This window comes from Rhodococcus sp. NPDC055112 (assembly GCF_053607505.1).
Genome location: NZ_JBSGTR010000032.1, coordinates 35,812 through 56,950 on the forward strand (window position 1 = coordinate 35,812; position 21,139 = coordinate 56,950).

Here is a 21,139-nt window from a genome sequence, read left to right on the forward strand (position 1 = left end):
GATCACCCCATGCGAGTCGACGGACGAGAGATCCCGGTCCAGGGCAGCCTCCTGCAGCCTTTGCGTCGGCGTACCAATGATCAGCTCCGTGTCGTGCTGGCGGCGCTGTGCATGGGCGCGGTGATCGCCACGTCGCTGATCACCCGCGGCCGCTGGGAGGCCGTGGAGAACTCGGTGTCGGACCTGATCGGCGTCGCGTCACCGGAGGTCTCGACCCGGATCTACCTGCTGTACGGCGCCGCGATCGTGATCCTCCCGTTCGCGATCCTGGTCGGCCTCGTCCTGGGCCGACGCTGGAAGCTGCTCGCGGGGTACGCGACCGCGGGGCTGCTCGCCGTCATCGCGCTGTCCATCACCGGCACGGGTGTTTCCGCGCCGAAGTGGCACCTCGATCTGGACGGGCACCTCGACACCTTCCTGTCGCAGTTCCTCGACGACCCGCGCTGGATCGCGATGCTGGCCGCGATGCTGACCGTGTCCGGTCCGTGGCTGCCCGCCCGCTGGCGCCGGATCTGGTGGCTGCTGCTGTTCGCCTTCGTGCCGATCCACCTGTTCGTCAGCGCCGTCGTCCCCGCGCGGTCAGTGTTGGGGCTGACCGCAGGCTGGCTGATCGGTGCGCTGGTGGTGCTGTTCGTCGGCACGCCGGCGCTGGAGGTCCCCGTCGATCTCGCGGTCCGGATCCTCGGCAGGCGCGGTCTGCGGGTGGACGCGTTGTCGGTGCTCAGCCCAACGGGACCCGGCCCGCTCGTGCTCGCCGCCGACTGCAGTCCCGGTTGGAAGAAGGTCGATCTCGGGGTCGATCTACGGAAGGCGGGCGCGGACGACGAGGTGATCCTCGAGCTCTTCGGGCCGCACCAGCGCAGCGAGGGCGCCCTCCGTCAGGTCTGGCACTGGCTCACCTTCCGGAGCTCGGAGACGCCCGCGCCGTACGCATCGCTGCGCAGGGCGGTCGAGCACCGGGCGCTGATGTCGACAGCGGTCGCGCGGATGGGGCTGTCGTCCAGCCTGGCCGTCGCGGTGTCCCCGCTCGAGCGGGGCTGGATGCTCTACGCGCATTCGGTGCCCGCCGGGACTCCTCTCGAGCAGGCGCAGCCCGAGCACCTCGAGGCGGCATGGACCGGTCTGCGGATACTGCATGCGAATCAGGTCGCGCACGGCGACCTGCGCCCGGACAACCTCCGGATCAGTGGGGACCGAGTGCATTTCGAGGGCTTCGCGCACGCGGAGGTCGGTGCCTCGGACGCGCAGCTCGAGTCGGACATCGCCCAGCTGCTGTTGACCACCGGGGCGCGGTTCGGGGCGGAACCGGCGGTGCGGGCGGCGCTCGCGACGCTGGGCGAGGACACGGTCCTCGCGGCATCGGGCCGGCTGACCAAGGCCGCGATGCCCAAGCGGTTGCGCCGGGCGTTGCCGGACGCGGACGAACTGATGTCGGCCACCCGGCACCAGGTCCGGACCCAGACCGACTCCGAGGTGATCAAGACCGAGCAGGTCACCCGCTTCAGCCGGAACCAGATCATCCAGCTCGTGCTGTTGATCGGACTGGTCTACGTCGCCTACCCGTTCGTCAGTCAGGTGCCGACCTTCCTCACCGAGCTACGGAACGCGAACTGGTGGTGGGCGCTGCTCGGACTGGTGGTCTCGGTGTTGAAGTACATCGGGACGGCGGTGGCGCTGTGGGCCTGCGCGTCGGAGTCGGTTCGGCTCAAGAACCTGGTGATCATGCAGTTCGCCAACACCTTCGCGGCCACCACAACCCCCGCGGGTGTCGGGGGCCTGGCGCTCAGCGTGCGGTTCCTGCAACACAACGGGCTCGGCGGGGTGCGGGCGACCGCGGCCGTCGCGCTGCAGCAGACGGTCCAGGTGGTCACCCACGTCGGGCTGCTGATCCTCTTCAGCATCGCGGCGGGCAGGAGCGCGGACCTGTCCGGCTTCATCCCGAACGCCACGGTGATCTACCTGGTGGTCGGTGTCCTGCTCGGCGTGGTCGGGGCCTTCATGATCGTGCCGAGGCTGCGGCGCTGGCTGATCGACGAGCTGCGCCCCCAGATCGCCGATGTGAGCACCGAGTTGCTTGACCTCGCCCGCGACCCTGGCCGGTTCCTGCTCATCGTCGGCGGCTGTGCGGGCACCACTCTCGGTGCCGCGCTTGCCCTCTGGGCGAGCGTCGCGGCATTCGGCGGCGAGGCGAGCTTCGTCACCGTCACCATCGTGACGATGATCGGCGGCACGCTGGCGTCCGCCGCGCCGACCCCAGGCGGTGTCGGCGCGGTCGAGGCGGCGCTGATCGGTGGCCTCGCGGCGTTCGGGGTGCCCGCCGCGGTCGCGGTGCCGTCGGTGCTGCTGTACCGGGTGCTCACCTGCTGGCTGCCGGTTTTCGCCGGCTGGCCGATCCTGCGCTGGATGCAGAGGACCGACCTGATCTAGTGCGCTCCCAGGAGCGAGTCGACCACCGCGGTCAACAGCCGGACCGCGCCGTCCTTGTCGAGGGGGTCGTTCCCGTTGCCGCACTTGGGGGACTGTACGCAGGAGGGGCACCCGGCCGTGCACTCGCAGGACCTGATCGCGTCCCTGGTGGCGCGCAGCCAGCGCAGCAGCTCGGCGTGCCCGCGGTCCGCGAACCCGGCGCCGCCCTGATGTCCGTCGTAGACGAACACCGTCGGCAGCCCGGTGTCCTGGTGCAGCGCCGTCGACACCCCGCCGATGTCGCCGCGGTCGCAGGTGGCCACCAGCGGCAGCAGGCCGATCGCGGCGTGCTCGGCGGCGTGCAGCGACCCGGGGAACCGGTCCGCCGTGATGCCCGCCCGTTCCATCAGCTCCGGTGTCACCGTGTACATCACGGCCCGCGTGTTCAGGCGCTGCGGCGGCATGTCGAGCTCGATGGAGTCGAGGACCTCGCCGGACGGCAGCCGCCGGAGGTAGCCCACCACCTGGTGGGTGACCTCGACCTCGGTCAGCGCCACCGTGACAGGGCCGTGCTCGCTGTGCTCGAGGAGGGAGGTGATGACGATCTCGGTGGTCTCGCGCGCCGAAGTGTTCCACTCCGGGGTTTCGGCGTGCACCAGCGCCAGGCCTTCCTCCAGGTCCAGCATGTCCACCACGAAGGACTCACCCTGGTGCAGGTGCACCGCACCGGGGTGGGCGGTCGCGGGGGCACGGCCGCCGTCGACGGTGCCCAGCATCCGGCCGGACTCGGCATCGACGATGGCGACCTGCTTGCCGATGCCGCCGCGGATGTCAACGGACGCATGGGGGTTGGATTCCGCGGTGACGAACCAGCCGTGCGCGCGACGGCGGATCAGCCCCTGCTCGGCGAGCCGGTTGAGCAGCTCGACGGCGCCGAACTGCTCGACCTCGGCGTCGCTGAGCGGCAGCTCCATCGCCGCGCACAGCAGTTGCGGGCCGAGCACGTACGGGTTGGACGGATCCGTGACGGTGGCCTCGACGGGTTTGTCCAGCAGCGCGGCCGGATGGTGGACCAGGTAGGTGTCGAGCGGATCGTCGCGCGCGACCAGCACCACCAGCGAGCCCTCGCCGCGGCGGCCGGACCGCCCGGCCTGCTGCCAGAACGAGGCGACGGTGCCGGGGAAGCCGGCCACCACGACCGCGTCCAGACCGGCGATGTCGACCCCGAGTTCGAGGGCGTTGGTGGTCGCGGCGCCGAGCAGGGTCCCGTCCGCGAGCGCAGCCTCCAGCTCGCGTCGGTCCTCGGCCAGGTAACCGGCCCGGTAGGCGGCGACCCGTTCGGTCAGGTCCGGGGCTGACTCCGCGAGCAGCCTTTTCGTGCCCATCGCGGTCAGCTCGGCGCCGCGGCGCGATCGGACGAAGGTCAGGGTCCTTGCGCCCTCGATCATCAGGTCGGCCATGATCCGGGCCGCCTCCGACCCGGCGGCGCGGCGGACCGGGGCGCCGTTCTCGCCGGTCACCTCGGCCATCAGCGGGGGCTCCCAGAGCGCGACCGTTCGCGGGCCGTGCGGGGAGCCGTCGGCGGTGACCTCCGCGCAGGAAGCGCCGATCAGCCGGGACGCCGCGGCCCCCGGTGCCGCGGTGGTGGCGCTGGCGAGGATGAACACCGGGTCGGCGGCGTAGCGGCGGGCGATCCGCTTCAGCCTGCGCAGGACCAGCGCCACGTTCGAGCCGAAAACGCCTCGGTAGGAGTGGCATTCGTCGATCACCACGTAACGCAGGTTGCGGAAGAAGTGGGCCCAGCGCTGGTGCGAGCGCAGCATGCCGATGTGCAGCATGTCCGGGTTGGTGAAGATCCAGCGCGAGTTGGCGCGGACCCACTGGCGTACCTCGGTCGGGGTGTCGCCGTCAAAGGCGTTGGGGTAGACGGTCGCGAGCGATTCGGCCTGCTCGGTCAGCGCGATGGTCGACCGGATCTGGTCGGCCCCGAGGGCCTTCGTCGGGGCCAGGTAGAGGGCGGTCGCGCGCGGGTCCTCGGCGAGGGCGGTGAGGATGGGCAGCTGGTAGGCCAGCGACTTCCCGGATGCGGTACCGGTGGCGACCACGACGTGCTTGCCTGCCGCGGCGATCGTGGCGGCGGCCTCCTGATGTGTCCACGGCAGCGGGATTCCGTTGCCGCGCATGGCATCGACGACATCGGGATGAATCCACGGCGGCCATTGGGTGAACCGGGACTCGCGTGCGGGCAGTTCCGCCACGTGGGTGAGCGGATCCTCGCCGCGGGGGGTGCCGGCCAGCACCCGATCGAGCAGTGACTGCCCGTAGCTTGCTGCGGCGGCCGGTTGGCTCACTGAAAACTCCGAGTTCGTTGGTTGGCCGCGTACACGTGCCCGTTCACCTGCGTTTTTGATGGTACTTGCCGGGATGTGTTTAACACTGTGTAGCCCTTGTCAATACTTGACGAGTGTCCAATAGCGCGGTTGCCGACGCGTCGTCGGATACAAGATCAATTCTTTACGACCATTGTTGGATTTCGACTGTTGCCATCGCGCGAACCGTGATTGACTTATAAGTGGTCGCAGCTTCTGTGTTCGTGTACGCGCTCGCAGGATCGATGTTGCGAGCGCGGTGGCGATGCTTTTCCTGAGGGGGAAATCAACGGTACAGCGGTCGGAACCGGCCCGGTGGACTGTTGACTGCTGTTCACCGAATCCGGTGTTAGAAAGTGAAGGAAAAGCATGGCACAGGGCACTGTGAAGTGGTTCAACGCGGAGAAGGGCTTTGGATTCATCGCCCCCGAGGACGGCTCCGCTGACGTCTTCGTCCACTACTCCGAGATTCAGGGCAGCGGATTCCGCACGCTCGAGGAGAACCAGCGCGTCGAGTTCGAGGTCGGTCAGGGCACCAAGGGTCCCCAGGCCACCGGCGTTCGCGCGGTCTGATTCATTCGTTCCTCGAGACGGATCAACTCGTCCCCCAGCACCGTGAGGTGGTGGGGGACGAGTCGTTTCCCACCGGGCGTCGCACGCGGTCCCGCCGTGTCAGCACGGCCAGGGCGGCCGGATCTGGCCTACTGTCCTCTTGTGAACCAGCTGTCCTTCTTCTCCGCGGAGGCGGTGCCGCCCGCGGTATCGGACCTGAGCGGGTTGCTGGCCGCGCAGGGGCAGGTCTCCGTCGCCGCGGGCCGGGCCAGGGTGTCGGTGGTCGTCGATGCGTCGTGGCGGGCGGACGCCGTCGCCGAGCTGATCGAGGAGGCCGGCCTGGCCGCCGAGATCACCCGGTCCGACGAGGGCAGCCCGCTGGTCCGCACCGCATCGGTGCCGGAGCTGGCCGCGCTCGCGGCCCAGTGGACCAAGGGTGCGGTCAAGGCCGTGCCGGTGGGCTGGATCCCGGACTCGCGTGCCCTGCGGGCCTGGGTGCTGGCCGCGGGCAGGTCCGAGGGTGAGGGTGATCGGTTCGTGCTCGGGCTGGACCCGCACGCCCCAGACACCCACCCGATCCTCGCCCAATCGCTGATGCGGGCCGGGATCGCGCCCACCCTCATCGGCACCCGCGGAGCGGGCCCCGGGCTCCGGATCGTGGGGCACAAGCGGCTGATGCGGCTGGTCGAGAACATCGGTCAGGCCCCTGACCGGCAAGAGGCGCGAGAGGCCTGGCCGCAGGTGTAGAACAGTCGACACGGGATTGATCTGCAAGGATGGTCTCGCGGATGTGTCACTCTGTTACTGAAGTGATCGCCGTTTCGAGTCGAGGAAGGTGCAGGCAGCAAGGTGGCAGCTCGGGAGAAGGACACGGCGGGCGACAGCCCCGCCACAGCCGACCAGACGCGCCGTCTCGTGATCGTCGAGTCGCCGACCAAGGCCAGGAAAATTGCCCCCTACCTGGGCAAGAACTACGTCGTCGAGGCCTCGGTCGGCCACATTCGCGACCTCCCGCGGGGTGCGGCGGACGTGCCCGCCAAGTACAAGGGCGAGCCGTGGGCCCGGCTCGGCGTCAACGTCGACCACGACTTCGAGCCGCTCTACGTGGTGAGCCCGGACAAGAAGACCAAGGTCGCCGAGCTCAAGAGCCTGCTCAAGGACGCCGACGAGCTCTACCTCGCCACTGACCCCGACCGCGAGGGCGAGGCCATCGCCTGGCACCTGCTCGAGACCCTCAAGCCGAAGATCCCGGTCCGCCGGATGGTCTTCCACGAGATCACCAAGCCCGCCATCCTGGCGGCCGCGCAGGACACCCGCGACCTCGACCAGGACCTGGTGGACGCGCAGGAGACCAGGCGCATCCTCGACCGCCTCTACGGCTACGAGGTCAGCCCGGTGCTGTGGAAGAAGGTCATGCCGAAGCTGTCGGCCGGCCGCGTGCAGTCGGTGGCGACGCGCGTCATCGTGCAGCGTGAACGCGAGCGGATGGCCTTCCGGTCCGCCGAGTACTGGGACATCTCCGCCACCCTCGACGCGGGCGCCGAGGCGAACCCGCGCAGCTTCGGGGCGCGCCTGGTCAGCGTCGACGGCAGCCGCGTCGCCGCGGGCCGCGATTTCGGGGCCGACGGCCAGCTGAAGTCGACCGGCGTCACGGTGCTGGACGAGGGCCATGCCCGTCGCCTCGCCGAGGCGCTGCACGGTACCGATCTCACCGTCTCGTCCGCCGAGGACAAGCCGTACACCCGCAAGCCGTACGCGCCGTTCATGACCTCGACGCTGCAGCAGGAGGCGGCACGCAAACTGCGCTTCACTTCCGAGCGCACCATGCGTACCGCGCAGCGGCTGTACGAGAACGGCCACATCACCTACATGCGTACCGACTCGACGACGCTGTCGGCGTCGGCGATCGCCGCGGCCAGGGCGCAGGCCACCGAGCTGTACGGCGCCGAGTACGTCAGCCCGTCGCCGCGCCAGTACACCCGCAAGGTGAAGAACGCGCAGGAGGCGCACGAGGCGATCCGCCCCGCAGGCGACGTCTTCGCCACCCCCGGGCAGCTGCACTCGCAGCTGGCCGCCGACGAGTTCAAGCTCTACGAGCTGATCTGGCAGCGCACCGTCGCCTCGCAGATGGCCGACGCGCGGGGCACCACCCTGACGCTGCGGATCACCGGCACCGCAGGCACCGGCGAGGAGTGCACCTTCTCCGCGTCCGGCCGCACCATCACGTTCGCGGGCTTCCTCAAGGCCTACGTCGAGAGCGTCGACGAGGAGGCGGGCGGCCAGTCCGACGACGCCGAGTCGCGGCTGCCGGTGCTCGTCGCAGGGCAGGCCGTCACCGCCACCAAGCTGGATCCGGACGGCCACACCACTAACCCGCCCGCCCGCTACACCGAGGCCAGCCTGATCAAGACCCTCGAGGAACTGGGAATCGGTCGCCCGTCGACGTATTCGTCGATCATCAAGACGATCCTGGACCGCGGCTACGTCTACAAGCGCGGCAGTGCCCTTGTTCCGTCGTGGGTGGCGTTCGCCGTGATCGGGCTGCTGGAGGCGCATTTCGGCCGGCTGGTCGACTTCGACTTCACCGCAGGCATGGAGGACGACCTCGACGAGATCGCCGGTGGCCGCGAGCAGCGCGGAAACTGGTTGTCCAGCTTCTACTTCGGTGGTGAGCGCGGCGCCGAGGGCTCGGTCGCTCGCTCCGGCGGTCTGAAGAAGATGGTCGGCACCAATCTCGAGGACATCGACGCCCGCGAGGTGAACTCGATCCGGCTGTTCGCCGATTCCGAGGGCCGCGACGTCGTGGTGCGGGTCGGCCGGTTCGGGCCGTACCTCGAGCGCATGGTCGTCAATCCCGATGACCCCGACGGAGATCCGGTCTCGCAGCGCGCAAACCTGCCCGACGACCTGCCCCCGGACGAGTTGTCGCCCGAGTACGCGGAGAAGCTGTTCGCCACCCCGCAGGACGGTCGCAAGCTCGGCGTCGACCCGCTCACCGGGCACGAGATCGTCGCGAAGGAGGGGCGTTTCGGTCCGTACGTGACCGAGATCCTGCCCGAGCCGGAACCCGAACCCGAGCCGGACATCGTGCCTGTCACGGCCGAGGGCGAGGGCGCCGTGACGACCAAGGCGCCCGCGAAGAAGGCCGCCGCGAAGAAGACCGCGAAGAAGGCCGCGGGCCCGAAGCCGCGGACCGGCTCGCTGCTCAAGTCCATGGACGTCGCGACGGTGACGCTCGAGGACGCGCTGCGGCTGCTCTCGCTGCCGCGCGTGGTCGGCGTCGACCCGGAGTCGAAGGAAGAGATCACCGCACAGAACGGGCGTTACGGCCCGTACCTGAAGAAGGGCACCGATTCTCGTTCGCTGGAGAACGAGGAGCAGATGTTCACGGTGACCCTCGAGGACGCCCTGAAGATTTACGCGGAGCCCAAGCGCAGGGGCCGCACGGGTGCGGCGACCCCGCCGCTGCGTGAGCTCGGCAACGACTCGGCGACGGACAAGCCGATGGTGATCAAGGACGGCCGCTTCGGCCCCTACGTCACCGACGGCGAGACGAACGCGAGCCTGCGCAAGGACGACGATGTCGCGACCATCACCGACGAGCGCGCCTCGGAGCTGCTGGCCGACCGGCGTGCACGTGGCCCGGTGAAGAAGAAGGCGGCCGCGAAGAAGGCGCCGGCCAAGAAGGCGGCGGCGAAGAAGACCGCGGCCAAGAAGGCGCCCGCCAAGGCGGCCGCGAAGAAGGCCGCCGCCAAGAAGTCCTGACCGGTCCGCGCTGAGGTGGGGTAGCCGAGGTGGCGTATCGGGAACTGCGAGCGGACGTTCCGGGAGCGGTCGCCTGGTCGGTGAGCTCGGGGCCGCCGGGGTTTCGGTCGCAGCAGGACGAGGGCGTCCTGGTCCTGCCAGACGGGTGCATGGATCTGATCTGGCACGAGGGCGGGCTGCTGGTGACCGGCCCGGACACCCGGGCGCACCGCACCACGGCCGCGGGTACCAGGGCGATCGGTCTGCGATTCACGCCCGGGGTCGGACCACACGTGTTCGGTGTCCGCGCCGACGAGCTGCGGGACGTGCGGGTGCCGTTGGAACAGCTGTGGCCGGATGCGATGGTGCGCAGGCTCTTCCATGCCGCCGAGGCGGATCCGCTGCGCGCGATCAGTGCGGCGGCACGCGACCGTCTCGACGGGGTGGGGCGTCCCGTCGAGACCGCGATCGCGGGGCAGCTGGCGTGCGGCGTCGCGGTGGCACGGGTCGCCGCGAGCCTGGGCTGGAGCGAACGCCGCCTACATCGAAAGTCCTTGTCCGCATTCGGGTACGGACCGAAGACGCTGACCCGGGTGCTCCGCTTCGACCGCGCGCTCGGGCTCGCCCGAGCCGGCGTTCCGCTCGCCAGGGTCGCGGCGGAGGCCGGCTTCAGTGATCAGGCGCACCTGGCCAGGGAGGCCCGGGCGTTGGCAGGGACCTCCATGACCGGCCTGCTCGGTCAGCCGGGCAGGGCCGAGAACAGTTCGATGCTGTGACCGTCCGGGTCCCTGACGACCGCGTAGCGCTGTCCCCAGAACGCATCCCACGGCTTCGATTCCCCGGTGCAGCCTGCCTCGGTGAGCTCGGCGTACTTGGCGTCGACGGCCGCGGGTGTGCCGCAGTCGAAGGCCAGCGACGGGCCACCCGTCCCCTGGGTGAAGTCGGGGGAGAAGCCGCGGATGACCTCGAGGGTGTCCCAGCCCACCCGTACCCCACCCGGCAGGGTGATCTCGTGGTGTTGCTCCTGGCCGGGATCGGCGGGCAGGTCGAAGCCGAGACGCCGGTAGACGTCGAAGGAGCGGGGCAGGTCCGCGACGGCGAGACCGATCATGGAGAGCTGTGGTGTCATGCCGCGACGGTAGTCACCCGCGGTCCGGACGGTCTTGAACGTTTCGGACGCCCGCCCGGCGGCGTCGGACCCGCCCGATAGGCTCGGCCCGTGGCGGGAGTATTCGATCGACTGGTCGGCCAGGAGCACGTCGAGGTGGAGCTGACCGGTGCCGCGAGGGCGGCAAGGGGCGGCGCCGACGCGGCAGGTTCGCTGATGACGCACTCCTGGCTGTTCACCGGGCCCCCCGGTTCCGGGCGCTCCGTCGCGGCGCTGTGCTTCGCGGCCGCGCTGCAGTGCACCGACGAGGGCGAGCCCGGGTGCGGGCGGTGCCACGCCTGCACCACCACGATGGCAGGCACCCACGGCGACGTGCGCCGGGTGATCCCCGAGGGCCTGAGCATCAGCGTGGCGGAGATGCGAGGCATCGTGCAGACCGCGTCGCGTCGCCCCAGCACCGGGCGCTGGCAGGTGGTGGTCATCGAGGACGCCGACCGGCTGACCGAGGGTGCGGCCAACGCGCTGCTCAAGGTCGTCGAGGAGCCGCCCGCGCGGACCGTGTTCCTGCTGTGCGCACCCTCGGTGGACCCGCAGGACATCTCGGTGACGCTGCGGTCCCGGTGCAGGCACGTGGCGCTGGTGACCCCGTCGGTGGAGGCGATCGCCGGGGTGCTGCGCGAACGCGATCAGCTCGACGCCGAGACCGCGCTGCTGGCCGCCTCGATCAGTGGCGGCCACGTCGGCAGGGCCCGACGGCTGGCGACGGACGAGGAGGCGCGGGCGCGGCGCGGCCAGGCGCTGGGCATCGCGTCCGCCGCGACGCGCCCGGCCACCGGATACGCCGCGGCCGACGAGCTGGTCCGGGCAGCGGAGGCCGAGGCCAAGGAGATGAGTGCGGCCCGCGACGAACGCGAGACCGAGGAGCTGCGCACCGCCCTCGGCGCGGGCGGCACCGGCAAGGGTGCGGCTGGCGCGCTGCGCGGGTCGGCGGGCGCCCTCAAGGACCTCGAACGCAGGCAGAAGTCACGGGCCACCAGGACCGGCCGCGACAGCCTCGACCGTGCCCTGATGGACCTGGCGGGGCTGTACCGGGACGCGCTGGCGGTCGCGCTGGGGTCGGGGGCGCAGCCGAACCACCCGGACAAGGCGGACCAGGTCAGGAAGATGGCCGCGGCGGGCAGCCCCGAGGCGCTGCTGCGGTGTGTGGAGGCGGTGCTCGAGTGCCGCGAGGCGCTCTCGATCAACGTCAAGCCCCGGTTCGCGGTGGCGTCCATGGTCGCCAAGCTGGGTGCCGAGCTGAAGTAGTGGGGGCCGTTTTCGCATCCGCGGGGTGAGCCGCTAGACTCCATCTCGCTCGACCGCGAGGTCGGGCACGCCGCCTTAGCTCAGTCGGTAGAGCATTTCACTCGTAATGAAAAGGTCAAGAGTTCGATTCTCTTAGGCGGCTCCACGAGGAAGCCCCTCTCACCTGGTCACACAGGGAGAGGGGCTTCTTTGTGTTCGGAGGTTGCGCCTCAGATGGCATGAAGTGGTCTTGATGTGGTCTTACTTCGCGCTGAACGCTCTGCTGACGACTCGGCAGCAGCGAGGTCCAGGGTGGCCCCGAGGGCATCGGCAACAGCATGGGCAGCCTCGGGTGTCAGGTGCCCGTACAGGTCCGCCGTGATGGACACCTGGGAGTGACGCAGGGTCTTGGAGGCGAGTTGCGAGCGGCACGCCATTGGTCAGCATGAGTGTGGCTGCCCGGTGCCGAAGGTAGTGGAGACGACAGGCCGGCAGCCCAGCATCGGCTGTGAGCGCACGGAATCGCTTCAACACCCACTCAGGGCGAAGCATCGCCCCATCCTCGCGGCAGAACACCAGATCCGTGTCCCCGTGCCGAGAACCTTCGCAACGTCGCAGTCGAGGTGCAAGCGGAAGGGGGCCTGACGTGTTGAACGTAGGCGAGCTCGTTGCGTACCTGACCCTCGATGACACTCGCTTCACCCGCAGCATCGACCAGGATAAGAAGGCGTTCACGGACCTCGAGGACACTGTCAAGAAGGCTGGCCGCGGCGACAGTTCCCTATGCCTCTCGTCAGGCAGGCGTAGACGGCCCGCGATCGTCGAACTCATCGCTCTTGGAGGCGTGCTTGGCGCGAAGGGCATCGAGTTGGGCAGACTTGGCCGCGGCCATGCGTTCGCGGGTGGCGGCGGTACGACGCGGAGCCGGGGCCGGGGCCGGTGCCGGTGCCGGGGCCGGGGCTGGGCGGCGGCGGCGAATGTCCGGGCGCTGAGGCGCGGGGGCTTCGGCGGTGCGCACCGCGTCGACCAGCAAGCTGAACGGGAGGATGAAGACCCAGAGGAAGATTTGGTACTCACCACTGTGTAAGAACACGGCCAGGTAGATGCCGTAGCCCAGGAACGCGGTGCCGATGAGACCGCTGAAAATGCGGCGGCCGGGGTCCAGTCCGGAGGCCCCCAGCGCCACACAGATCACGACGATTCCGCTGACGAACAGCATCGCCACATAGAAGCCGAACACGTATTTCCCCCATCACGAGCAGATAGAACGATGATCAACCTAGATCACCGGCGCCGGGACCTCCACCCGAACCCGAACCCGTTCCCGGGCAACGAGGCTGCGGCATCTCGTCGTGCGCGGTGGGCCAATCCTGATCGCATCCGCAATAGCGGGCATCTGCCGTTTCGTCCACTTCGGTGGGAGGCCCGCCTTCTTGCCCCGCGGCAGCAGCGGAGCCAGCCGAGCCCATTGCGCAGCGGTCAGATCCGTCCGCCCCGACGTCGCTACGCTGGGCACGAGGTCTCCGATACTCAGGGTCTTGCTTGGTCGCTGAACCCAAATGTCGGGGGACCTCGCTCATTCAGCGACAACGACACGCTCACGCAGTCGACGGCTGATGGCCGATGGCCGAACTGCTTTTGAAACACGCCCTAGTACCCCAACCCCCGAACAACGCGAGCCTGAGTCCGATTCGCTTGCACCCCTGGGTGACTCGCGGTGCGACAACCGGGCGGCACGGGTAGGGTCCATGGTCGGCGGGGATGGGAGTTCCCCGCGGTACGCACGATGGGAGTTTCGGTGGGGTTCGGGAAATTCTGGGGCAGGGACAAGAGCGCGACGGCGGAAGTCGGTCTGGCCGATGTGTATCCGCTGTTGAAGCCGGAGGATTGGGAGTTCGCGGACCTGGTACCGCAGGCGCGGATCGGGGCTCCGGGGGAGCAGTTGATCATCGCCTACACCCGCGACGCCGGTGATCGATACGAGCTGATCACCGTGGACGATCCGGAGGCCGGCGACGGGGAAGCGCTGCGCCACTGGGCAATGCACAATCTCGCCGAGCTGAAGTACGAGTGGGAGGTCGGCGAGATGCAGCCCGGCCTGATCGTGGCGAACGCCTCGGGCGAGGACTTCTCCGCGGAGAAACTTCTGGACCCGGCCATGCTCCGCAAGGCCCACGAGCTGCTGGACTCCGAGAAGATCATCGTCGCCGCCCCGCGCCGCCGCTGCCTGTACGCCTTCCCGAGCTCGGTCATGGACGATAAGGAGACCGTGCGGGCCATGATGAAACTCGTCTACCTGACCTTCGTGGACGACTCCTACGGCAACGCCGAAATCTCACCCCTGCTCTGGGTCATGCGCGACGGCGAACCGGTCGGCTTCGTCCGCAGGGGAGCCTGACCGGCCCACCCGCGCTACGGCGCCTCGAGCAGCGGCCACACTTCGACGACCCGTGCGCAACCGCGCACGGGGTCCTCGAAGCGATCCGAACGGCCTCCTCCAGATCCGCCGCCTCGATCACCGCGAACCCCGCGACGGGCAGCCCCACCGACAGGAACGCACCCTTGTCCGCGGTCACTCCCCTGCCATCGTGATTGCGTACCTGCACGGGCGAATCCGCGATCCCCATAACGGCTCCCGCCGCCGGCAACCGCTCGTCATGCGCGTGCGCAGCATCCCGCACCCCCGCTGCGGTCCTGTCGTACCCCGCCTGGTCGCCGTATCCGATCGTGACGAACTTCGGCATGGCAGTTCCTCCTCGTGTCGTCGAACCATCTACCGATACGGACGAGAACCATCACGCCGAATCATCGGGCAGCCCGAAGTTCGGCGTACCCCGGGCGAAGGGCTGGTGCCCGATTCGGGCTCCGACTACTTACTGGCGCAGGGCCTCGAACACGCGTCGCAGTTGATCGCCGCACGGCATCCGCATCGAGTCAGCGCTCGGTGGGACCGTCGCCGAGAGAACGATTTTGACCTGCGCGGAGAGATTGCGGTCGAACCGAGCATCCACCGCGATCGTGAACGGCCGGTCGCCGTACTCGGGGAGCCCTCGGTACTCGATTTCGCAGAACAACGTGCCACCCCGGCCGTACACCGTCTGCCATAGCCCGTACCGGGCCGGCACATCCCGCCACGGCGTTCCCGTTCGGATTCGCCAGCGGATGCCGTCGATGATCTGCCGTTTCGTCCACTTCGGCGGACGGACCGCCTTCTTGCCCCGCGGCAGCAGCGGAGCCAGCCGAGCCCATTGCGCGTCGGCCAGATCCGCCCGCCCCGACGTCGCTACGCTGGGCACGAGGTCTCCGATATTCAGGGTTGTGCTTGGTCGCTAAACCCAAATACCGGAGACCTCGCTCATTCAGCGACACCGACATGCTCACGCAGTCGAAGGCTGGTGGCCGATGGCCGAACTACTTTTGAAACACGCCCTGGGCGGCTCCACCCGAAAGGCCCCTCACCCGCATCCGCGGGAGAGGGGCCTTTCGAGTTTTGCGCGAGAGTGCGGGACACTCCTCGCATGACCTCCACCGAACTCGAGCCGACGAAGTCCACCCGCGCATGTCGCCGCGTCGTGACGGGCGCCGTGGTGGGCGCACTCATCGCGGTGGGGTTCGTCGTCGTCAACCGGTTCCGGACCCGGCCGCCGGTCACCCAGGCGCTCTGGGACGCCGACCCGATCGGCCCGGACGACCTCGCCGGATAGCCGAACCAGTGTTCAGTCGGTGATGGCGGCGAGCGCCTCGAACTCGCTCGCGTCGTGCGCACAGATGATGGTGACCTCGTCGCCGTGAGCGGCGTGCAGCTCGCGGAGCTTGCCCTGGTTGGCGATTCGCGACCGGCGATCCATCTCCATCAGGATCTGTGTCGCCCGCAGGCCCGGCGGGCACGAGGGCGGGGTCAGCTTTTCGTCGGCGAAGTAGTACCCGTCGCCCGCGTGCAGGTACCAGCCGCCGCCGGGACGACGCACGGCCACCGCGCTGTGCCCGAAGGTGTGTCCACGCAGCGGAATCAGCAGCACGTCCGCGCTGACCGCCTGCACCGATTCGAACCCGAACCACCGGTCGCCGCCCGGGCGGTGCTCGACCCAGTTCGGATCGTGCGCCCACTGCTTCGCGCTGTACCGCGTCTTGTCGAGCAGCGTGGGTCGGGTGCGCGCGGTCGCGAGCTCGTCGGCGTGCACGTGCACGCGCGCCCACGGAAAGTCGCCGAGGCCGCCCGCGTGGTCGCCGTCCAGGTGGGTGACCACGATGTCGCGAACATCCGACGGGTCGTAGCCGAGCGCGCGCACCTGGGCGACGGCGGTGAGCGCGAGGTCCATCCTGGCGCCGACCGACATCACGAACGGCCGGCCGAGCCTGCCGATCGGATCGGCGACGTCGGCCGTGCCGAAGCCGGTGTCCACCAGTGTCAGGCCGTCGGGTCCCTCGACCAGCAGACAGTGCGCGACCAGGCGAGACGGGGCGAGGCCAGGGACGAGGCCTGCGCTCGGGCACATCGTCGCGCAGCTGAGGTGGTGGATGCGATGGCTCACGGGGGACCACTCTCCGGCCTGGGTGTGTCCGGCGCAACCGCGGGCCGATGAAGGAGCCGCCGGGTCGAGTGGTCGGACTCAGTACCCGAGCACTGGGTATTGACCGGGGTGATGCGTGACCCTACGTTGGGTCGCGGCTCGATCGCCTGGGTTGGACACCGCCGGAATGCCAGGCCGCAGAGAGGATTCGACGATGAAGTTGATGTACGCCCTCTGGGGGTCGCGATTGCGGGAGACGTTGTTCGCGGAGCGGCTCCGTGAGCAACTGGCTGCGCTCGGCGCCACCAGGCTCCAGGTCAACATCGACGACGCCGACGTCGCCCCCGCCCAGCTCCGTCTGACGACCTATGACCAGCCGGTGGGTGCGATCGTCAGCGTCTGGATTCCACACGAAGTCGCGGCCGTCACCGGCCTCCTCTCGGCGGCGGCCGACCGGATCGCGGGATGGGTGGTCGACGAACGGACGCCGATCCCGCCCCCGGAGTCGGACAACGGAGTTCGCGCCGATGCCCTCGCCGGTCTCGCGTTGTTGCGGATACCCGCGGGGATGGATCGGTCGGAATGGCTGCGCCGCTGGCAGGACCACCACACCAGCGTGGCGATCGAGACCCAGGCCACGTTCGGCTACGTGCAGAACACCGTGATCGAGACGCTCACCCCGGACGCTCGCGCCGACGCCCTTGTCGAAGAACTGTTCCCGATGGCCGCGATGACCGATCCGCACGCGTTCTACGGGAGCGGCGGGGACGACGCCGAGCTGGGCCGCCGGGTCTCACGCATGATCGAGAGCACCGCCACGTTCGGCGCGAGCACCGACGTGGACGTGATCCCCACGAGCCGATATGTGTACGACCTGAGCGGAGTTCGGACTACCGGGTGATCTTCTCCAGGATCAACCGGTGCACGTGTTGCGCCTTCTCGATGCCGCGGAAGTCGGCCTCGTAGGTCTGCTGGCCGATGTCAACGGCAATGCTGCTCGACGAGAAGAAATGCCCGGCCCACGATTTGTTGCTGAGAAAGGACACCGACCGGACATTCTTGTACGGAATGGACGTGATCGCGGTTCGGCTGCCGACGAAGCTCTTGTCCTGAATGACGAGGCGAAGATCGGTCAGTCCCATGAATCCGGTGCCCGCACCGATGCAGTCGTAGACGGCAATGATCGTCTCGCCGTCGAGAATCGCCTGTTGTACTTGCTTGAGTTGTTCGGACTTGTCGAATATCGGTTCGGTCATGTCTGTCTCCTTGTCGCTGCCGCGGTCCCGCAGTCCCAGGAGCCGACGTCGAAGACCCTCGACAGTAGCGATCCCGGCGTCGTTGCCCGTGCTTTGGGATCAGGCGAAATGTAGCCCCCGCGAACCGGACGGACAAGGAACGTGGCCGAATGTCGTTCGGGGCTATGGTTTGGGAAGTGAACCACCACCGCTGCGGACAGGAAGTGGCGCCATGTCGGATCCGAATCAGCCCCAGCAGCCCGATCCCGCGCAGCCAGGAACGCCGCCGTCGGGTCCTCCTCCGCCCCAGCCCCAGTACGGCCAGCAGCCGCCGCAGTACGGTCAGCCGCAGTACGGCGCCCCGCAGTACCCGCCACCGGGCCAGCCGCCCTACGGCGCCCCGCAATACCCGCAGCAGCCCGGCTATCCGCCGCCGGGCCAGCCCTACGGAAGCCCTCCACCGCCCGCCTATCCGTATGCCTCCTGGTGGTCTCGGGTCGGCGCGTATCTGCTCGACCGGATCGTGGTGCCGCTGCCGGGCTACCTGCTCGCGGGGCTGGGGGCATTCATCGCATTCAAGGATGCGAGATCGGTCACGGCCACCTATTCGGGCGACTACTACTACGAATCCGACAGCGAGCTGACGAATGTCAACGGCGTCGGCGTGGCCATCATGGTGGCGGGCATCCTGCTGGCGCTCGCGTTGCTGGTCTGGAACGTGGTGTTCCGGCAGGGCAACACCGGGCAGACGCTCGCCAAGAAATGGCTGAGCATCTCGGTGGTCCGCGAGGCGGACGGACGGCCGCTCGGTCCCGGCATGGCCTTTGTGCGGTGGTTGCTGCTGTGGATTCTCGGCGACCTCTGCTTCCTGAACTTCCTGTGGCCGCTGTGGGACCCGCGACACCGGTGTTGGCACGACATGCTGGTCACCTCCGTCGTGATCAAGGGCGCGGTGACCGCACCGCAATGAGGACGACGGTGACGCGATGACGATGACGCAGTCGGGTACCAGGGCCCGCTCGCTGCGCGCGCCGCTGGCGGTCGCGGCGGCCGGCCTCGGTGCGGCGACCCTGCTGTATCTGCGCGACCCGCACCGCGCGGGCGCCTACGGGTTCTGCCCCTTCCACGTGATCACCGGCTGGTGGTGCCCGGGCTGCGGTGGGTTGCGCGCGGTGAACGACCTCACCCACGGGGATCTGGTCGGGTCGCTGTCGAGCAACGTGCTGATCCTGCCGCTGGTGCTTGTGCTGGTGGTGGCGTGGATGCGCTGGTTGCGGCGGCGGTGGGGCGGAGTCGACGACCGGATGATCGTGCTCGGCAGGTCCGCCACGGCAGCGATACTGGTGCTGTTGGCGGTGTTCACCGTGGTGCGAAACACCCCATGGGGGGCGGTGCTCGCCCCGACCTGACGGCGGGGCGGTCCTCGCGCCCACCCGACGAACGACGAAACTCGACCCGGAGGTATCCGATGGCAATGCAGATCTTCTCGCTGATCGTGCTCGTCGGCGCGCTGGTCGTGTTGATCCCGATCGCGCGTCGGGTGTTCCGCAAGCACGACGACTGATTCGGCGCGTCCGGTCGACAGGGCCGCCGCTCTGGTCAATGCTCAGCTATGGCCGAATCGCTGAAGGACCGCGTCAGGGAGAAGCTGTTGCGTCAGATCGCCGAGGACGGCGGCTATCCCTCCGAACGCGGCGAAGGCAACGATCCGCGACTGGTCGCGCTCGACGACGACCTGGCCGCATTGGATGAGGCGCTCGACGACGATCCCGTGATCGAGCACCTCGCGGCCAAGTACTGGGTCCCGTAGGCCCGCACCCGAAATGCCACCCCACCTGCGGTGGTGCCGCGATCGGTCGGTATAAATACATCTTGTGTCTAAGTTGCATTCGGCGGCGGAGGTCGTCTACCGCGAGGTGAAGGAGCGGATCCTGTCCGCCGCGCTGCCCGGTGGTGAGCTGATCAGCGAAGGCGAGATCGCCACCGAGATGGGAACCAGCCGCACCCCCGTCCGCGAGGCGTTCCTCCGGCTCGAGGCAGAGGGCTGGATGCGGCTCTACCCCAAGCGCGGGGCGCTGATCGTGCCCGTCGCCGACGGCGAGGCCGAACACGTCGTCGCCGCGCGCAGGCTCGTCGTGACGGACGCCGTCCGGACCGTGGCCTGCAACCAGACCGCCAGGACCGAGTTGGTCGCGGCGCTGCGCGCCAACCTCGTCGCCCAGCGCGAGGCGGCGGCGAGCCGGGACGTGGACGGCTTCAGCGGTCTCGACGCCGACTTCCACGGACTGATCGTGCGCGCGGGCGGCAACCCGCTGCTCGTCACCTTCTACGCAGGCCTGCGCGAGCGGCAGCGTCGGATGACCGCTCGCTCGCTGGCCAGGGACCCGCTGCAGCTCGCGTCGATCATCGACGACCACACCGCGCTGGCAAACCTGGTCGAGGCGGCGGACGCCGACGGCTACGACGCCGCCGTGACGGTGCACATGCGTCGCGTGCACGGCCTGCCGCTGCTGCCTGCCGGTGCCCGATGAGCGTGCAGACCGACGTCGCGGCCGAGACGGCTCCGGCCGCGCTCTCCGGCCGGTCGCGGAAACGGACCCTGGCGCCGTGGGTGCTCGTGTCCGCGGCGATGTTCGCCGTCGCGTGGGGCGGCAACGAGTTCACTCCGCTCTTGGTGATGTACCGCCTCGACCACGGCTATTCCCCGGTCGTGGTGGACAGCTTCCTGTTCGCGTACGTGTTCGGCATCGTGCCCGCCCTGCTCATCGGCGGCCCGCTCTCCGACCGGCTCGGGCGCCGGCCCGTGATGCTGCCCGCGCCGTTCATCGCGGCGGCCGGTTCCCTCGTGCTCGCCACCGGCGCCGACAGTTCAGCGCTGCTGGTCGGGGGCCGCATCCTCAGCGGCCTCGGCATCGGCATCGGCATGGCGGTCGGCGGCAGCTGGCTCAAGGAACTGTCGACGACGCCGTGGGATCTGCGCGCGGGCGCCGGTTCCGGGGCCAGGCGCGCGGCCATGAGCCTCACCGCGGGGTTCGCCCTCGGCGCCGGGGTCGCGGGCGTGCTCGCGCAGTGGGCGCCGTGGCCGAGCGCGCTGGCCTACCTGGTGCACATCTCGATCGCGGTGGCGGCGGGCGTGGCGCTGTTCGCGGCGCCGGAGACCCGGCAGGCGGTACCGGCCGATCATCGGGTCCCGCTCCGCGAGGACCTGCGGATCCCGGCGGCAGGGCACCTGCGGTTCCGGTACGTGATCGCGCCGCTCGCGCCGTGGGTGTTCGGCTCGGCCAGCTGTGCCTACGCGGTGATGCCCGCGCTGATGGCCCCGCACAGCGGCGGTCGTCCGGTCGCGTTCTCGGCCCTGCTCTGCGTGGTCGCGCTGGCCGCGGGGTTCTCGATCCAGGCGGTGGGCAGGCGCATCGACACCCCGCGCAGCGCCCGTGCCGTCGCCGTCGCGCTCGCGATCCTGGTCGTCGGCATGGTGGTCGGCGCGGTCGCGGCCGACCGGCTGACGGTCCCGCTGGCGCTGGCCGCGGCCGCCGTGCTCGGCGGCGGGTACGGCATGGCGCTGGTGTCCGGGCTGCAGGAGATCCAGCGGATCGCGCGCCCCGACGACCTCGCGGGACTCACCGCGGTGTTCTATTCGCTGACCTACATCGGGTTCGCGGTGCCGGCGGCGATGGCGCTCTGTGTGCAGGCCTGGCCGACGGTGTTCGGTTACCCGATGCTGTTCGTGATCGGCGCGGTTGTCGCCGGGGCGTCCCTGGTGCTGGTGCTGGTCAAGAGTCGATCGCACCTGCCGACCCGCTGATCGCGGGCGGCGAGGTGCGGCGGGCCTAGCTGTACTGCCCAGGCAGGTTGGTTGAGGGATTGCGACGACACGCTGTGACTGGTCGTTGAACAGCGAAGGTCTCCTGTCGTGAAGTGGAGCTGCTT

General features: G+C 69.3%; 20 protein-coding genes and 1 tRNA gene. 15 read left to right on the forward strand and 6 right to left on the reverse strand.

Features of this window, described 5'->3' with window-relative positions; translation table 11 throughout:
* Positions 1–9: 9 nt before the first annotated feature.
* The gene (locus ACWFRB_RS15440; protein ID WP_452642015.1) at positions 10–2,427 is read left to right on the forward strand and encodes a lysylphosphatidylglycerol synthase domain-containing protein; all 2,418 of its coding nucleotides are present in this window, start codon (positions 10–12) and stop codon (positions 2,425–2,427) included.
* On the opposite strand, the gene ACWFRB_RS15445 is transcribed toward ACWFRB_RS15440, so the two are convergent.
* Complete coding sequence (locus ACWFRB_RS15445; RefSeq protein WP_452642016.1) at positions 2,424–4,757, reverse strand: DEAD/DEAH box helicase; 2,334 nt, start codon at positions 4,755–4,757, stop codon at positions 2,424–2,426. The genes ACWFRB_RS15440 and ACWFRB_RS15445 overlap by 4 nt on opposite strands.
* Before the next feature lie 387 nt (positions 4,758–5,144).
* Between ACWFRB_RS15445 and ACWFRB_RS15450 the strand changes: the two genes are divergently transcribed.
* From ACWFRB_RS15450 to ACWFRB_RS15465, 4 genes are all read left to right on the forward strand, one after another.
* A complete protein-coding gene (locus ACWFRB_RS15450; protein ID WP_005248460.1) occupies positions 5,145–5,348 on the forward strand; it encodes a cold-shock protein in 204 nt (67 codons plus the stop codon).
* A gap of 141 nt (positions 5,349–5,489) precedes the next feature.
* Positions 5,490–6,074, forward strand: coding sequence for a hypothetical protein (locus ACWFRB_RS15455; protein ID WP_097212865.1), 585 nt, complete (start codon positions 5,490–5,492; stop codon positions 6,072–6,074).
* A gap of 102 nt (positions 6,075–6,176) precedes the next feature.
* Positions 6,177–9,092 (forward strand): type I DNA topoisomerase, encoded by a 2,916-nt coding sequence (gene topA / locus ACWFRB_RS15460; protein WP_452642017.1) that lies wholly within the window; start codon positions 6,177–6,179, stop codon positions 9,090–9,092.
* Positions 9,093–9,121: 29 nt separating this feature from the next.
* Positions 9,122–9,847, forward strand: a complete 726-nt coding sequence (locus tag ACWFRB_RS15465; RefSeq protein ID WP_452642018.1) for a helix-turn-helix domain-containing protein — start codon at positions 9,122–9,124, stop codon at positions 9,845–9,847.
* Here ACWFRB_RS15465 and ACWFRB_RS15470 read toward each other — a convergent pair.
* Positions 9,811–10,200, reverse strand: coding sequence for a VOC family protein (locus tag ACWFRB_RS15470; protein WP_452642019.1), 390 nt, complete (start codon positions 10,198–10,200; stop codon positions 9,811–9,813). The genes ACWFRB_RS15465 and ACWFRB_RS15470 overlap by 37 nt on opposite strands.
* Positions 10,201–10,290: 90 nt before the next feature.
* On the opposite strand from ACWFRB_RS15470, the gene ACWFRB_RS15475 reads away from it, so the two are divergent.
* On the forward strand, positions 10,291–11,484 hold the full coding sequence (locus ACWFRB_RS15475; RefSeq protein ID WP_452642020.1) for a DNA polymerase III subunit delta': 1,194 nt from the start codon (positions 10,291–10,293) through the stop codon (positions 11,482–11,484).
* Positions 11,485–11,553: 69 nt separating this feature from the next.
* Positions 11,554–11,629, forward strand: a tRNA-Thr gene (locus ACWFRB_RS15480).
* 627 nt (positions 11,630–12,256) lie between these two features.
* Here ACWFRB_RS15480 and ACWFRB_RS15485 read toward each other — a convergent pair.
* Positions 12,257–12,703, reverse strand: coding sequence for a hypothetical protein (locus tag ACWFRB_RS15485; protein ID WP_452642021.1), 447 nt, complete (start codon positions 12,701–12,703; stop codon positions 12,257–12,259).
* 558 nt (positions 12,704–13,261) lie between these two features.
* Here ACWFRB_RS15485 and ACWFRB_RS15490 point away from each other — a divergent pair.
* Complete coding sequence (locus ACWFRB_RS15490; protein WP_452642022.1) at positions 13,262–13,861, forward strand: hypothetical protein; 600 nt, start codon at positions 13,262–13,264, stop codon at positions 13,859–13,861.
* A gap of 475 nt (positions 13,862–14,336) precedes the next feature.
* On the opposite strand, the gene ACWFRB_RS15495 is transcribed toward ACWFRB_RS15490, so the two are convergent.
* On the reverse strand, positions 14,337–14,759 hold the full coding sequence (locus ACWFRB_RS15495) for a transposase (RefSeq protein ID WP_452642023.1): 423 nt from the start codon (positions 14,757–14,759) through the stop codon (positions 14,337–14,339).
* A 222-nt stretch (positions 14,760–14,981) separates the two neighbouring features.
* Here ACWFRB_RS15495 and ACWFRB_RS15500 point away from each other — a divergent pair, with 222 nt between their 5' ends.
* The gene (locus ACWFRB_RS15500; protein ID WP_452642024.1) at positions 14,982–15,167 is read left to right on the forward strand and encodes a hypothetical protein; all 186 of its coding nucleotides are present in this window, start codon (positions 14,982–14,984) and stop codon (positions 15,165–15,167) included.
* 12 nt (positions 15,168–15,179) lie between these two features.
* On the opposite strand, the gene ACWFRB_RS15505 is transcribed toward ACWFRB_RS15500, so the two are convergent.
* Complete coding sequence (locus tag ACWFRB_RS15505; protein ID WP_452642025.1) at positions 15,180–15,995, reverse strand: MBL fold metallo-hydrolase; 816 nt, start codon at positions 15,993–15,995, stop codon at positions 15,180–15,182.
* A 193-nt stretch (positions 15,996–16,188) separates the two neighbouring features.
* On the opposite strand from ACWFRB_RS15505, the gene ACWFRB_RS15510 reads away from it, so the two are divergent.
* On the forward strand, positions 16,189–16,875 hold the full coding sequence (locus tag ACWFRB_RS15510) for a hypothetical protein (RefSeq protein WP_452642026.1): 687 nt from the start codon (positions 16,189–16,191) through the stop codon (positions 16,873–16,875).
* Here ACWFRB_RS15510 and ACWFRB_RS15515 read toward each other — a convergent pair.
* On the reverse strand, positions 16,865–17,230 hold the full coding sequence (locus ACWFRB_RS15515; protein ID WP_452642027.1) for a PH domain-containing protein: 366 nt from the start codon (positions 17,228–17,230) through the stop codon (positions 16,865–16,867). The two genes, ACWFRB_RS15510 and ACWFRB_RS15515, sit on opposite strands and share 11 nt — an antisense overlap.
* 211 nt (positions 17,231–17,441) lie before the next feature.
* On the opposite strand from ACWFRB_RS15515, the gene ACWFRB_RS15520 reads away from it, so the two are divergent.
* The 5 genes from ACWFRB_RS15520 to ACWFRB_RS15540 all read left to right on the forward strand — a co-directional run bounded on the left by ACWFRB_RS15520 (position 17,442) and on the right by ACWFRB_RS15540 (position 21,014).
* Complete coding sequence (locus ACWFRB_RS15520) at positions 17,442–18,179, forward strand: RDD family protein (protein ID WP_452642028.1); 738 nt, start codon at positions 17,442–17,444, stop codon at positions 18,177–18,179.
* Between the two features lie 16 nt (positions 18,180–18,195).
* Positions 18,196–18,618, forward strand: a complete 423-nt coding sequence (locus ACWFRB_RS15525) for a DUF2752 domain-containing protein (RefSeq protein ID WP_452642029.1) — start codon at positions 18,196–18,198, stop codon at positions 18,616–18,618.
* A 203-nt stretch (positions 18,619–18,821) separates the two neighbouring features.
* Positions 18,822–19,019 carry a hypothetical protein gene (locus ACWFRB_RS15530; protein ID WP_136910916.1) on the forward strand — a complete coding sequence of 66 codons (198 nt, stop codon included), beginning with the start codon at positions 18,822–18,824 and terminating at the stop codon, positions 19,017–19,019.
* 64 nt (positions 19,020–19,083) lie between these two features.
* A complete protein-coding gene (locus tag ACWFRB_RS15535) occupies positions 19,084–19,740 on the forward strand; it encodes a GntR family transcriptional regulator (protein ID WP_452642030.1) in 657 nt (218 codons plus the stop codon).
* A 98-nt stretch (positions 19,741–19,838) separates the two neighbouring features.
* Positions 19,839–21,014 carry an MFS transporter gene (locus ACWFRB_RS15540; protein ID WP_452642034.1) on the forward strand — a complete coding sequence of 392 codons (1,176 nt, stop codon included), beginning with the start codon at positions 19,839–19,841 and terminating at the stop codon, positions 21,012–21,014.
* Positions 21,015–21,139: the final 125 nt, after the last annotated feature.

What these genes read in the sequence shown, in the direction of transcription:
- ACWFRB_RS15530 (WP_136910916.1), top strand. Translation starts at nt 18,822, where the DNA reads ATGGCCGAATCGCTGAAGGACCGCGTCAGGGAGAAGCTGTTGCGTCAG.
- ACWFRB_RS15510 (WP_452642026.1), top strand. Translation starts at nt 16,189, where the DNA reads ATGAAGTTGATGTACGCCCTCTGGGGGTCGCGATTGCGGGAGACGTTG.
- ACWFRB_RS15515 (WP_452642027.1), bottom strand. Translation starts at nt 17,230, where the DNA reads ATGACCGAACCGATATTCGACAAGTCCGAACAACTCAAGCAAGTACAA.
- ACWFRB_RS15470 (WP_452642019.1), bottom strand. Translation starts at nt 10,200, where the DNA reads ATGACACCACAGCTCTCCATGATCGGTCTCGCCGTCGCGGACCTGCCC.
- ACWFRB_RS15540 (WP_452642034.1), top strand. Translation starts at nt 19,839, where the DNA reads ATGTTCGCCGTCGCGTGGGGCGGCAACGAGTTCACTCCGCTCTTGGTG.
- ACWFRB_RS15520 (WP_452642028.1), top strand. Translation starts at nt 17,442, where the DNA reads ATGTCGGATCCGAATCAGCCCCAGCAGCCCGATCCCGCGCAGCCAGGA.
- ACWFRB_RS15525 (WP_452642029.1), top strand. Translation starts at nt 18,196, where the DNA reads ATGACGATGACGCAGTCGGGTACCAGGGCCCGCTCGCTGCGCGCGCCG.
- ACWFRB_RS15500 (WP_452642024.1), top strand. Translation starts at nt 14,982, where the DNA reads ATGACCTCCACCGAACTCGAGCCGACGAAGTCCACCCGCGCATGTCGC.
- ACWFRB_RS15450 (WP_005248460.1), top strand. Translation starts at nt 5,145, where the DNA reads ATGGCACAGGGCACTGTGAAGTGGTTCAACGCGGAGAAGGGCTTTGGA.
- ACWFRB_RS15440 (WP_452642015.1), top strand. Translation starts at nt 10, where the DNA reads ATGCGAGTCGACGGACGAGAGATCCCGGTCCAGGGCAGCCTCCTGCAG.